At 63.7% G+C, this 13595-nt stretch carries 11 protein-coding genes; 6 read left to right on the top strand and 5 right to left on the bottom strand.

Annotated elements, in window-relative coordinates; all coding sequences use genetic code 11:
- Positions 1–20: 20 nt before the first annotated feature.
- Positions 21–1979, bottom strand: a complete 1959-nt coding sequence (locus tag DCO49_RS00055; protein WP_116862235.1) for an FTR1 family protein — start codon at positions 1977–1979, stop codon at positions 21–23.
- Positions 1980–2069: 90 nt separating this feature from the next.
- On the opposite strand from DCO49_RS00055, the gene DCO49_RS00050 reads away from it, so the two are divergent.
- Genes DCO49_RS00050 through DCO49_RS00040 form a run of 3 tightly spaced genes read left to right on the top strand, consistent with a single transcriptional unit; the run spans position 2070 to position 6769 of the window.
- The gene (locus DCO49_RS00050; RefSeq protein WP_064539840.1) at positions 2070–2483 is read left to right on the top strand and encodes a helix-turn-helix domain-containing protein; all 414 of its coding nucleotides are present in this window, start codon (positions 2070–2072) and stop codon (positions 2481–2483) included.
- Positions 2480–3751, top strand: coding sequence for a site-specific integrase (locus tag DCO49_RS00045; RefSeq protein WP_081275033.1), 1272 nt, complete (start codon positions 2480–2482; stop codon positions 3749–3751). The genes DCO49_RS00050 and DCO49_RS00045 overlap by 4 nt, the downstream gene beginning before the upstream one ends.
- A 24-nt stretch (positions 3752–3775) precedes the next feature.
- The gene (locus DCO49_RS00040) at positions 3776–6769 is read left to right on the top strand and encodes a Tn3 family transposase (protein WP_064539842.1); all 2994 of its coding nucleotides are present in this window, start codon (positions 3776–3778) and stop codon (positions 6767–6769) included.
- Between the two features lie 695 nt (positions 6770–7464).
- Here the strand turns inward: DCO49_RS00040 and DCO49_RS00035 are convergent.
- Positions 7465–7830 (bottom strand): hypothetical protein, encoded by a 366-nt coding sequence (locus tag DCO49_RS00035; protein WP_116862234.1) that lies wholly within the window; start codon positions 7828–7830, stop codon positions 7465–7467.
- A 315-nt stretch (positions 7831–8145) separates the two neighbouring features.
- Between DCO49_RS00035 and DCO49_RS00030 the strand changes: the two genes are divergently transcribed.
- The 3 genes from DCO49_RS00030 (at position 8146) to DCO49_RS00020 (ending at position 9817) form a co-directional block, all read left to right on the top strand.
- Positions 8146–8694 (top strand): response regulator transcription factor, encoded by a 549-nt coding sequence (locus DCO49_RS00030; RefSeq protein WP_243402589.1) that lies wholly within the window; start codon positions 8146–8148, stop codon positions 8692–8694.
- Positions 8695–8819: 125 nt separating this feature from the next.
- Positions 8820–9311, top strand: a complete 492-nt coding sequence (locus DCO49_RS20085; protein WP_133249359.1) for a hypothetical protein — start codon at positions 8820–8822, stop codon at positions 9309–9311.
- A gap of 11 nt (positions 9312–9322) precedes the next feature.
- On the top strand, positions 9323–9817 hold the full coding sequence (locus DCO49_RS00020) for an Hpt domain-containing protein (RefSeq protein ID WP_116862231.1): 495 nt from the start codon (positions 9323–9325) through the stop codon (positions 9815–9817).
- A gap of 1 nt (position 9818) precedes the next feature.
- On the opposite strand, the gene DCO49_RS00015 is transcribed toward DCO49_RS00020, so the two are convergent.
- From DCO49_RS00015 to fusA, 3 genes are all read right to left on the bottom strand, one after another.
- Entirely contained in the window at positions 9819–10574 is a 756-nt protein-coding gene (locus tag DCO49_RS00015) for a SapC family protein (protein ID WP_116862457.1), read from the bottom strand.
- 111 nt (positions 10575–10685) lie between these two features.
- Positions 10686–10958: a hypothetical protein gene (locus DCO49_RS00010; RefSeq protein ID WP_079221882.1), complete on the bottom strand. Its 273-nt coding sequence runs from the start codon at positions 10956–10958 to the stop codon at positions 10686–10688.
- Between the two features lie 222 nt (positions 10959–11180).
- On the bottom strand, positions 11181–13217 hold the full coding sequence (fusA, locus tag DCO49_RS00005) for an elongation factor G (protein ID WP_116862230.1): 2037 nt from the start codon (positions 13215–13217) through the stop codon (positions 11181–11183).
- Between the last annotated feature and the right edge of the window lie 378 nt (positions 13218–13595).

The following is a 13595-nucleotide window of genomic DNA, read 5'->3' as shown; positions in this document are numbered from 1 at the left end:
TGGTCCTCTGCTGTGTTGTTTCATTGCTTGTTTGCGCCTGGCTGTCTACGCACACCGGAACGGGCATTGGCGAGGAACCCCACGATAGCGGCGGTGCCTACCAGTACCTGCGCCAGCAGCGACTGCCAGGTGGGATACAGGCCGATCCATTCGATGCGCGGCAACGCGAGCGGCGTTTGAGAGATCCAGCCCGCTTCCTGCAACGCGGCCACGCCTTTACCTATCAGGATGACCGCCATCACCGCGATGAGAATCGAGCTGATCGAAAAGAACCGGCCAATCGGCAGTCGCCTGCTCATGCGCAGCATCCAGTACGCCACCGCAGCCAACACCGCGATTCCCGCCACCAGGCCTGCGAGGATGGCGGTGGACGCCTGATCGCTCCACATCGCGATGTAGAACAAGATCGTCTCAAACACCTCGCGGTACACCGCGACAAAGGCCAGCATGAACAGGAAAACAGCCGAGCGCCGTGTCAGCGCAGTCGTCAGCTTGGCGTGCAGGTACTCCTGCCACCGCCCTGCAAGGCTCTTTTGGTGCATCCAGATGCCTACGCTGAGCAGGACAGCGGCAGCGAACAAGGCCGAGACGCCCTCAGTGACTTCCCGGTTCGCACCGCTGATATCAACAAAGTAAGTGGCCACTGCCCAGGTAGCTGCGCCTGCCAACAACGCGCAGATCCAACCCGCATGCACATACGGCAACACATCAGACCGCTCGGCTTTACGCAAGAACGCCACGATACCAATCACGATCAGCAGCGCTTCCAGTCCTTCGCGTACCAAGATGGTAAAGCTGCCTAGAAACGCGGTGCTGGCGCCTATTCGGGTGTCCTGCAGCGCCACGTCCGCGCGATCAAACAGCTGGGCAATTTGCGCTGCCTGCCCGGCAACGTCAGCCGCGGGCGCATGCTGATCCAGCTGCGCGCGGTAGCCTGCCATGGCCGTCTCGATCTCTCGCAGCAATGACGGATTGCGCGTGGCCAGCGTGGGTTCAAGCGGCTCTACACCATCCAGATAGGACGAGAGCGCAAGCTTTTTGGCTTGAGCCAGGTCCTCATCAGCGTAAGCGCGCTGGCTGGCGGCCAGTCGCTGCCGCGCCACCGCAAAGCGATCGGCTCCTGGTACCGCTTCGTTTACTGCCTGTGGCTGCGAACGCAGGTAGGCGATGATCGCGTTTGCCTGATCGGCGGGCATCGTGGTGGCAAGATCGGCCTCTCGCGTGCGTGTCAGCGCTTCGAGCGAGGGAATGTGCGTATGGGCCTCGGCACTGGTGCGCCATAACGCCTCACCTTGAGCCTTGGCTTGCGAGGAGTACCCCAAGCTGCCCACATAGAATGCCAACGCCCAGCGATCACTTTCTGACAGCCCAGAGAAGCTGACCATGCTGGTACCCGGCACACCCTGGGAAATGACCTCGTACAACGACAGCGGCGTTCGCTGCGCGGCGCGAGTGGCATCGGTGAACGCGATCGGCGGCGGACTTAACGCTTGCGCGGCGGGGCCATCACCGTGACCTGTGGGGCCGTGACAGGCCGCGCACTGCTGGCTGTAGATGGACGCGGCCTGGGAGGTCTTCGGCGGGCTCGCCGGAACAGCGCCGATCGGGTAGCGGGCCAACAGCGTCGTGCCGAGCCCGCGCGCCAACGTTGCCACTTGCGCCGGGTCGGCCTTCTCTGCCACCGCCTGGACCAGGCGGTCGGCCTGGGCCGTCAGCTCCTGCTGGTTCTGGCCACCGGGCAATGCTGCCAGCTGACTGCGCACGGCGCCGGCAAACTCGCTCATTTCGGCGTATTCGTTGGGGGCAATTACGCGGCCGGCCTGGACCGCGCCGGGGTAGTCGACCGCGATGTAATCGAGCATCTGCCAGGTTTGGCGCAGGTCTGCTGCGGCAGGCTCCCCCTGAGCAGAAGCGGGCAGAACCCAGCCGATCAGCAAGGCAATCAGGCAGGAGCGAATCAAGGCGATGGGCAGTGGCATGGTCGTCACATGCAGCGCCGCGGCCGGAGTGGCGGCGGATACGGGTTCAGCGTAAAGTCCGTAGCTACTACGGAGTCAAGCGTACTACGAATGAAAATCAGTCAGGCTGCCGACGCCAGCGGATGCCACTTGGAGACGATTCGCTATTACGAGCGAATCGGGCTGCTGCCGCGCCCGGGGCGCACGGGCAACGGCTACCGGGTCTATGGTCCGGCCGACATCGAGCGGCTGCGCTTCATTGCGCGTGGCCGGGACCTGGGCTTCAGCCTAGAGGAGGTCCGCAGCCTGCTGCAGCTGGCCGGCGATGAGGAGCTTTCGTGTGGGGACGTGGACCGGTTGGCCCGCAGCCATCTGGCCGACGTGCGCGCCCGCATGGCCGACCTGCAGCGCATGGCCAGCGAGCTGGAACGGGTGATTGCCAGTTGCCATGGCGGCCAGCGGGCCGAATGCACCATCCTGTCGACCCTGCGCCAGCCGACCTCCGTGGAGGCCACGCGCCAGTGACCGAACTGGACCGCTACCTCGATGCGGCCACGCGCCAGAACACGGTGCGCAGCTATGCGTCGGCGCTGCGGCACTTCGAGGTTGAATGGCAAGGCCACCTCCCAGCGACACCTGACAGCGTGGCCCGGTACCTGGCCGCTTATGCGCAGACCTTGGCGGCCAGCACCCTCCGCCAACGCCTGGCGGCCATCGCCTCTTGGCACCGTGACCACGGATTTGTCGATCCCACCCGGTCGCCGCTGGTGCGCAAGGTCCTCAAAGGCATCCAGACCCTGCACCCGGCCCAGGTCAAGCAGGCCGCGCCGCTCCAGATTCGGCGGCTGGTCGAGCTCGATGACTGGCTGGCCGCGGCGATCGCTGCGGCACATGCCCGGGGCGACGGAGCCGCGGTGCTGCGCCATCAACGCGACCGAGCGCTGGTGCTGCTCGGGTTCTGGCGGGGCTTCCGTGGCGATGAACTGCTGCGCCTGGACGTGGCCCATCTCACGCTGGTGCCGGGACAGGGGATGACCTGCTTCCTGCCACGCAGCAAGGGTGATCGGCAGGCAGCCGGCGTCACCTACAAGGTGCCGGCGCTGTCGCGTTTATGTCCGGTGGAGGCGACCCAAACCTGGCTGCAGGCGGCTGACCTGCAAGAAGGGCCGGTGTTTCGTGCAGTCAACCAATGGGGCCAGGTAAGCGCCGAAGGTCTCCATCCCAACAGCCTGGTGCGCCTGCTGCGCGAGCTGCTGGCCAGTGCGGGCTTTGCGGATGCGGGGCTCCACAGCAGCCATTCGCTGCGCCGCGGCTTTGCCAGCTGGGCCAACGACCAGGGCTGGGACATGAAGGCCTTGATGGAGTACGTGGGCTGGCGCGATGTGCAGTCGGCCATGCGTTACCTGGACGGGCGTGACCCGTTTGCCCGGGACCGCATTGAAGCAAGCCTGCCCAGTCCAACCGTGCCGGTACCGGCGATGGCACTGCCGGCGCCGGAGGGCAAATCGGCCCTGCAGCTGCGCCTGCGCATGGTGCTGACCCCGTTTGCCCGCACGGGCCGCGGCGCGGCCAAGGCCCGAGGCCGAATTGAAGAGATCTGCTTGGCCCCGTTCCAAGCGGTGCGGCTGAACACCGCCAGCAGCGAGTACCAGTTGACTGCTCCCACCGATCCCGAAAGGGATCTGGATGAAATCCTGGCCACGTTGCTCGATGACATGCACCGCATGGCCGATACGCACCAGTGCTTCCTGGAAGCGTCGCTCAGTACAGACGACGGCCGGCACTGGGACTGATCCCCCTCACACCCTCCGGATCCAATGGCTACCCTTCACGAGACCGCCTACCCGCGACTGAAGCCTGATCCCACCGCCAAGGAACTGGAGGAGATCTATACCCCGACCGCCGCTGAGATTGCATTCGCCAAGCAGCTGACCACCCAGCCGGGTCCGCAGCTGGCGGTACTGATTCATCTCAAGCTCTTCCAACGCTTGGGCTACTTCACGGTGTTGGCCGACGTACCCGAGCGGATCAGGAAGCACATCGCCAAGGCCGCCCGACTCGGGCGCGTATTGGACACCGACCAGCTCGAACGCTACGACGCTTCCGGCAGCCAGCGCCGGCATATGCCGCAGCTTCGGCAATTCATCGGGGTACGTCCCCTGGATAAATCGGGCTTGGCTTGGCTGGACACCGTGGCCACCGGAGCAGCCCAGACCAAGCACACCATCCCGGACATCGTGAACGTCCTGCTCGAAGAGCTGGTGCACCATCGCTACGAACTGCCCGGCTTCCGCACCCTGGAGCTGGCCGCCATCGGTGCCCGCGAGCGGGTCAACCTGGGCTACTACCGCAGTATCAGCCACGCGCTGACGCCCGCCACGCGCACGCTCATCGACGAACTGCTGCGCGCACCGGAAGGGTCCAGGTTCACCGGCTGGCAATCACTCAAGCGCGAGCCCGGCCGGCCCACCAACAAGGAAGTTCGGTTCTACCTGCAGCACATCCGCATGCTGCAGCAGTTGGCCGACCAGCTGCCTCCCATTGATGTGCCGGTGCCCAAGCTCAAGCAGTTCCGTGCAATGGCTCGGGCCTATGACGCCAGCGAGCTGGCCGAACTGGCTCCGGACAAGCGCTATGCGCTGGCCACCATCTTCATTCGCGCCCAGCATGCCAAAACACTCGATGATGCAGCCGAGTTGTTCATCAAGCAGGTGCGCGGGCTGGAGAACACGGCCCAGCAGAAGCTGCTGGCCTACCAGCTCGAACATGCCAAGCGGGCCGACTTCCTCATCGGCCAGCTCAAGGAGATCCTGCAGGCCTATCAGCTCGACGGCAGCGATAGTCAGCGCGTGGATGCCATCGACAACAGCCTGGAAGCGGAAGTGTCGACCTTGCTGGCCGAATGCGAAGAACATATGGCCTACGCCGGGAAGAACTACCTGCCATTCATGCTGCAGCCCTATGGCGCGGTCAGGCCGCTGCTGTTCAATGGGCTGGAGCTGATGAAACTTCGGGCGACCAGCCACGATGCCGGCATGGAGCCGCTGATCGCAGCGGTGCTCTCGCTGCGCAACCAGCGCCGTGAGCTGATCGAGGTCGCCTCCCTCGGTTTGGACCCGGAAAAGGACTTTGACTGGATGTCCAAGCTCTGGCGTCAGCACGTGTTCGGCAAGCGGGCCAGTGCAGCCGGCGCCGGCTGGATGCACCGTAAGTACTTCGAGCTGGCCGTGCTGGTGCAGGTCAAGGACGAACTTAAGTCCGGAGATCTCTTCATTCCCAGCAGCGAACGGTTTGATGACTACCGTGAGCAGTTGGTCGATGAAGCCACCTTTGCCCAAGAACTGGAAGCCTATGGCCAGGTCTCAGGCCTGCCCACCGACGCCGAGTCTTTCGTGGCGGGATTGCGCGCACAATTGACCTCCCTGGCCGATGAGGTCGACGCGCGTTTCCCGGAGAACGTACATGCGGACATCCTGGATGGGCGCCTGGTGCTGCGGAAGGGGCAACGCGCCGAAGTCTCCAGCGCGATTACCACGGTGGATCGCCTCATCGCCGAACGGCTTCCAGAATCCAGCATCGTCGATGTCCTGATCGATGCCAGCCAATGGCTGGATCTGCACCGTTTCTTCCGCCCGATCGCCGGCACCGAGAGCCAGGTCGAAGATCTGCCCCGACGTGTGATCACCACGCTATTTTGCTATGGCTGCAACCTGGGGCCGACGCAGACGGCGCGGTCGATCAAGGGCTTCAGCCGGCGCCAAGTCGCTTGGCTCAACCTGAAATACGTGACCGAGGATGTGCTTGAGAAGGCCATCGTGGAGGTCATCAATACCTACAACAAATTCGACCTGCCTGGCTATTGGGGCAGCGGCAAGAGCGCATCAGCTGATGGCACGAAGTGGAGCGTGTACGAGGACAACCTGCTGTCGGAGTATCACATCCGCTACGGCGGCTACGGTGGCATCGGCTACTACCATGTGTCCGATAAATACGTGGCGCTCTTCAGCCACTTCATTCCCTGTGGCGTGCACGAGGGCATCTACATCCTCGACGGTCTGTTGGCCAACACTTCCGACATCCAGCCTGAGATCGTCCATGGCGACACGCAGGCCCAAAGCTACCCGGTCTTCGGCCTGGCCCACATGCTGGGCATCCAGCTGATGCCCCGGATCCGGAACATCAAGGACCTGACATTCTTTCGGCCCGAACCGGGTAGGGCTTATAAGAACATCCAGGCACTGTTCGGGGACAGCATCGACTGGCAACTGATCGCCACCCATCTCCACGACATGCTGCGGGTGGTGATCTCAATCCGATTGGGCAAGATCACCGCGTCCTCGATCCTGCGCCGGCTGGGCACCTACAGCCGGAAGAACAAGCTGTACTTCGCCTTCCGGGAACTTGGCAAGGCCGTTCGAACGCTGTTCTTGCTGCGCTACATTGATGACAATGAGATCCGCAAAACGATCCATGCTGCCACCAACAAGAGCGAGGAATACAACGGCTTCGTGAAATGGGTGTTCTTTGGCAGCCAGGGGATCATTGCTGAGAACGTCCAACACGAGCAGCGCAAGATCATCAAGTACAGCCAGCTGGTGGCCAACATGATCATCCTCCACAACGTGGAAGGCATGAGCCGGACCTTGGCCGAGATGAGGAAGGAGGGGATTGAACTGACGCCCGAGATCCTGGCCGGCCTGTCGCCTTATCGGACCAGCCACATCAATCGCTTCGGCGATTACCACCTGGATCTTGAAAGGGAAGTGGCGCCGCTGAGCTACACAGCCAAGGTGCTTGAACAGACCCCATAGATGGGTAGAACCTGCCCGAGAGACGAGCAATCAACCTGGAAATTCAGTCGCTTAGGCAGCTTTTGGCCCTGTACGTAATGATTCCCTGCCGACCCTCAGACTGCACGCACTAGGGCCTCGCACTGGGGCCGGACCAGCGAAATTGCTGAATGGGGCAGGGTAGCGACCAGGGCCTGTACTGCCATGGCGTGATCAGCAGACATCTGGCACAGTGCCGCCACCGCCGGTGATCGTCGGTCACCTCCATGCTCTATCTCAATCCAAGCGCCTCGAATTTCACCCAAGAGCTCCGAGGAGCCCCCCCCCCAGCAGAGATGCCAGATCTCGGTCAGCCAGTTGAGGCACAAGCCGACTGGGTTGCATCATCCGTGAGTCGATAATCTCTGCGTTGCATCATCCGCGAGTCGGTACTTTCTACGTCGCATCACTCGCAAGTCAAGATTTTCTGCAATGGACCGTGTTGCACTGAAATTTTCTACCTCAGAATCTGAAATCTCTGCAATGGCACACTAAGAATGTCTGCGATGAACACCCGGAGGCAAGAGCCGAGCCAGAGGCCCAGCCGTTGCCATGCGGAGGAGACGAAGGCCGCAACACGGGCCATCCACAATACACGGGCCATCCACAATTTCGCATAATGTATATTATGTTCTCAGCAGCGTGGGCCAAGACAGCACCTACAGCCTCCTGATCCCCTACACATAGATGATGCTCCCCGAACACCCTGAGCCCTCAACCTTCCGGTCCTTGATGTCGATCCACATGAGCCCGGCAACCAACCCCTGAGGCCAGTACATCAATGGCCCACTTACCATCACGCGCGTGTTCTGCCAACTCCGCCGTTGCTTCAACACACTATCTGGCAACGCCAGGTCAAAACACCGGCCATCATCCAGACTTATGGATCCCAGTGTCCGACCGCCCGGAACGATCGCCATGACGCCGACAACTTCGATGCGCTTTTCATCCAGAGCGTAATGAGCCTTCTGCGCCGATCCAGCATTGGAAAACGTCAACGCCATCGCCAGGACCGCAACACGCCACCGGATTGCGCTCCGCATGTCGCCTCCTCATGGACCGTCCAACCAAATGGCCGTGACGCGTCACATAAATAGCCAAAAATTCCTTGGATTCTGAGCGCCCATCCAAGGCCCTGACCTCCAGATTTCAAAACCCAAAACCCAGCAGGCAGACCTCCATTTAGGAATAGTCGCAAAAATCGTACGAATTCGATGACCGCCAGGATGACAGCGCCAGAATGAGCGCCACGCCTCTGGGCGACGATCACCTCCCTGCGCATGAATGGATATCCTGCACCGCGTCGCCTTCGACTGGCACTGCTCGACGATCATGATGTCGTCCGACGAGGGGTCGGCATGCACCTCGGCACCGATACGCGCTTCAGGATCGTCGCCAGCCATGGCCACAGCACGCCACTGCTGCAGTACCTGATGAATCACCCGGTGGACGTGGCCATCATCGACATCACCCTGGGCTTGGACGACCTGACCGGCCCAGAGCTGGTACTGAAGCTACGCGAATGCGCACCGCGGGTGCCGCTGCTCGCGTTTGCCGGGCACTCGTCGAACGCCGGCATCCATGTGCTGTTGGATGCTGGAATCAGCGGCTACGTGAGCAAATGCGAGCCGCTGTCCGAGCTGTCAGACGCAGTGATCCGGGTGTCCCAGGGTCTGTTCCGGCTTCCGCCCGGATGCAAGCTGCCGCCTACGCGTGAACCTCTCAGTCGCAACGAACGCGAGGTGCTGCATCTACTGCTGGACGGCATGACAGTGTCCGAAATCGCAGTGCAGCGCCACCGCAGCATCAAGACCATCAGCACCCAGAAGAAAGCCGCGCTACGCAAGCTGGGCCTGCGTAATGACGCCGAAATCTACGCGCTGCGCACCCAGTTGCAGGCGCTGTGATCGCGGTAATGGGGCTGCGCTTGGCGATTGCGTCACTCGCAGCCTGCCTGCTGACCAGCGCCACAATGGATGGCCCGCAATCATCCGGGCATCCGCAGCGGCCAGTGCGTGTCGCAACTGGACCGATGCTGCGACCATTTCCCGAGCAGGCACAGGCGGACGTGCCGCCCACCATTGCGCATGGTTATGCGAAATTGGTGGCGCAGCAATCCGGCCTATCGTTCGTCGAACAGCCGTATGACAGCACCCTCGCCGCTATCGCGGCCGTCTGCACGCGGCAGGCTGACCTGGTACTGGTGCAAGGTGCGGCAACCGACCTGCATTTGCCCTGTGCCAGTCTCATCCAGTCCCGCCCGTTTCGCGGTGGCGATACCGTATTTGCAGGCCCGCTGGGCACTCCCCTGCCCCACGATGCCAGCGGATTGAACGGCCTGAAGCTGGCCGCGGTAGAAGGCGACCCCTACCCTGACTGGCTGGCCGCGCGCCATTCGCAGGCGCAGGTTCTTGCGACGCCTAACATGCATGCGGCACTGGCGCTGGTCGATGCCGGTACGGCAGATGCAGCCATTGGCCCCAGCAGGCCGCCTCACCCGCGTCGGTCGTCCTGCTTGATATAGAACTGGACGCGATGGATGGCTATACGCTCGCCACGCAGTTGCGCGCGCAGGAGCTCGACCTGGCGAATCGGGCATGCCTGCTCGCACTGTCAGGGCACAGCGGCGATGAGTACCTGCAGCGCTGTCAGCGTGCGGGATTCGATGATGTACTGGTCAAGCCGCTGCAGATCGAGCCACTGCTGAAGGCACTCGACCTGGGCGGCACAGATTCGCTGTCCGCAACCGACGTGACGACGCAGCTGCTTGCGGACTACGATCAGGACATCCGCGCGGAAATGGCGTTGTTGCAGCAGGCCATGGGCGCGCGGGATGCACCGGCGCTGCGTCATCATGCCCACCGCCTGCAGGGCGTCCTGCAGATGCGCGGCGTCGCCGCCATGCGGGACGTGGCGGGTGAACTGTGGAGTGTGGGCAACGCCGCCGCCCCGCACTGGCCCGAAGCGCAGCGGCTGCTGCGGGTGTTGCGTCTCTGGCGCGGCGATCTTCCCGCCGCGCCAGAGTCCTGACTCAGGCTGCGTTGCGCTCGGCCTGGCGACGGGTCAGGTCGTTGAAGCGACCCAGCGACATCAGGTGCTGGTGAATCAGAGCCAGCCAGCCGCTGCGGTGCCATTCGACGACCGTGACGTCCGGCAGCGCGACGAACTTCTCCACGTCCACCACGAAGAAGCCATTGAGGTTGAACTCACGACCATCGGGCAGGCGGATGGTGGCGTTGCGTTCGACCAGCAGATTGTTTTCCAGCAGCGCCTTGGAGAAGGCCTGGGTCTGTTCGTGCTCGCGGGTGAACTGGCCGCAGAATTCCAGCGCCTGCTGCACCATGTCGGTAGCCTTGCCATCAACGAACAGCGGCTGGCCTTCTTCGCCGCCACGCACGATGCGCGGGCTCTCTTCGTCGATGCCCAGCAGGAAGTCATTGTCCTTGCCGGTATCGATGAAGATGAAGGGGTGGCGACGCAGGTAGGCCGGGATGTAGGTCTCATCCGCCCACAGGCCATCGGTGATGAACAGGTTTTCGGTGGTGATGCCGACGGCGGCCATCGGCACGGCGGTCGGGCCGGCGAACAGAATCGGGAAGTGGTGCAGCGCCAGGGAGAATTCGCCGAGCACCAGCGGGATCGAGTTGCTGCCTGCAGCGAACTCCAGCTTGCCCGGCAGGATGCGCACATCGGCATGCACGTCGGCCTGCAGCGGCACCGGACGGGTGTAGAACAGGGGCGCGCCGCTCTGTGCAGCTTCGGTGGTGGTGTCGCTGGTGGTGGTCATCGTCAAAGCCATGTCGAACATGCACGCCTGCCATCCCGGGCGCGCCAGCGGGAACAACCTGAACCCCGCATTATCAACAAGCCGGATGGCAAGAGCCACCCCGACGCGAATTTATTTCAGCTGCAGCGGGTAGCGTTGCCACAGCACGTGGACCAGGAAGCCGGCAAGCTCGGTGTCGCGGGCACTGACGGCCGCGCGGATCTTGTCCAGCAGCACCATGTCGCTGCACGAGCGCACATCGGCGTGGTTGGCCTGCCCTGCCCTGCGCGCACGGTAGCGCGCAGCCCGCTGCGCATCGCTCATTGCGTACCCGAACTTGGGTGGCCGACCGCGCTTGCGCGGCAGGGTCAGCTCCAGGGTTCCGGGGTCGTTGTCATCACGCATGGCGGGTGCGATCGGCAGCAAATCAACAGGGGGTGCGCAATTTATCGTGAGGCATCACTTTAATCCAGCTTTTTCTGCAGTTTTGCTGCATTGCAGCGCGGGCCGGCGCGCATCATCCCACTCGCACATTGTAGATCCACGCCATGCGTGGATGCGCATGACACGCGCAAAACACGCTCAAACAAAAGAGGAAGCCCGCGAACGGACTCCCTCTGCCTTGCATCACGCAGCGCGCACCGGCTCGTACCCGTGCAGATGCGCTTCACTGCTGGCGCGCCCCTGGCTGAGCGAGCGCAGCGATGTGGTGTACCCCACCAGGTTGGCCAGCGGTGCAAAACCACTGACCTCGGCACGACCTTCCTGGTCGTCGATGCGAGCGATGCGGCCGTGGCGACGGTTGAGGTCGCCCACCACATCACCAACCGAGGCCGACGGCGAATGCACCGTCACTGCCATCACCGGCTCCAGCAGCTGCGTACCGCCCGCGACCAGGGCGGCCTTGATCGCCTCGCCGCCGGCACGGTGGAAGGCCATCTCCGAGGAGTCCTTGGCATGGGTTTCCCCATCGACCAGGCTGATCTCGATGCCCACCACCGGATGCCCCTGCGGCCCGGACGTCAGCGCCGCACGCACACCCTTTTCCACCGCAGCGACGAAGCCGCGCGGCACCACGCCACCGACGATGCGGTCGTTGAACACGACCTGGTCGTCGTCGCGCGGCACCACGTCCAGCACCACATGGGCGAACTGGCCCTGGCCACCGTTCTGCTTGGAGACCCGGCCAACCACGCCGGACAACGCGCGCAACGGCGTTTCCTGGTAGGCCACGCGCGGCGCGCCCACGCCGACATCGACCTTCCATTCGCTGCGCAGCCGCTCGACCATCACCTCCAGGTGCAGCTCGCCCATGCCCCAGACCAGGGTTTCACCACTGTCGCGCTCGGTCTCCACCTTGAACGACGGGTCTTCCTGGGCCAGGCTGGCCAGGCCCTGCGCCATACGGATGAGGTCGGCCGCGCGTGCTGGCTCCAGCCGCCAGGCCAGTACCGGCGCCTGCGACTGGATGCTCTCCAGACGCAACGGCTGCCCTCGCCCGCTCAGCGTTTCACCACTGACGGCATCCTTCCAGCCCAGCACCGCGACGATATCGCCGGCCACGGCCTGCTCGATGTCGTGGGTCTGGTCGGCCTGCACGCGCACCAGCCGGCTGACGCGGCGCCCCTGCGGGTGATGCGAACTGGCAATGGCATCGCCCACCTTCAAGGTGCCCGAGTACAGCCGTACGAAGCTCAATGCGCCGTGCTGCTGGTGGGTGATCTTGAACAGCAGGCCCGCCAGCGGACCGTCCGGGTCCGGCGGCAGCGACACCTCAGCGTGTTCCGCTTCGGCAGTGACAGCCGGGCGATCCAGCGGCGACGGCAGGTAATCGACCACCGCGTCCAGCAGCGTTTCGATGCCTTTGTCCTTGAAAGCCGCGCCCGCCAGCACCGGCACGCCGGCACCGGCCAGCGTGGCCCGGCGGATCGCCGCGCGCAGCATCGCCGCATCGATCGCCGCACCCTCCAGCCACGCCGTGGCCAGCACGTCGTCATGGTCGGCCACGGCCTCGATCAGCGCCTGACGCTGCGCCTGCCACTGCACGCGCTCGCCTTCGCCCCAGGGGGTGATGGACGCCGCAGCGCCGTCCTGCCAGCGCAGCACGCGCTCGTCGACCAGGTCGACCCAGCCATGGAAGTCGCTCTCGCTGCCCAACGGCACACCCAGCGCCCACGGCCGCGCCTGCAGCTTGTCCTGCAGCTGCTCCAGCACACGCTCAAACGATGCGCCGACGCGGTCCATCTTGTTGACGAAGGCAATGAGCGGCACGCGATGCCGGCGCGCCTGGCGCCACACGGTTTCCGACTGCGGCTGCACGCCGTCGACGGCCGAGAACACGGCCACGGCACCGTCGAGCACGCGCAGCGAACGCTCGACTTCAATGGCGAAGTCGATGTGACCGGGAGTGTCGATCAGGGTCAGCCGATGCGGCGGCAGATCGCGCGGCGCCCACTGCGCCTGCACGGCGGCCGCGCCGATGGTGATGCCGCGTTCTCGCTCGATCGCCGAGAAATCGGTGGTCGCATTGCCGTCGTGCACTTCGCCGACGCGATGGATCTCGCCGCTTTTCCACAGCAGGCGTTCGGTCAGCGTGGTTTTACCGGCGTCGATGTGGGCAATGATGCCGAGGTTGCGACGGCGGGAAAGGACGTGGGTGTTCATGAGATAGGTTCCTGCAAAGCCAACTTCAGGGGCCGCGCACCCCGGTTGGCGACAGGGCGCGCGGCTAGCGTTCGGTATCGGCGATCTGGTGCATGGCACGTTCTCCTCGGTGTTACGGGTGGAATGAAATGGCGGAAACAAAAAGAGCGCCCCGAAGGGCGCTCTGTGGATGGTCCATCGATGGCCGGATCAACGGCCCCGTGGCACTCCAGGCAGACACGCCCGTTCCGCGCTTGCGCGGGTCAGGGTGAAAAACTTCAGGAGCGGCATCCGGTTCATGGGGCGCATTCTAGACCTGTGGTTCCTGTGCGCAAGTGGCTATTGCACGCATGGATGGAACGATGAGGCTTGATGGGGTCAGAGCCCTTGGCAAAGCCA

This window comes from Stenotrophomonas sp. SPM, from assembly GCF_003105135.1.
Classification (GTDB): Bacteria; Pseudomonadota; Gammaproteobacteria; order Xanthomonadales; family Xanthomonadaceae; genus Stenotrophomonas.
The sequence above is the reverse complement of the archived record's forward strand: the minus strand, read 5'-3'. Positions and strand labels throughout refer to the sequence as shown.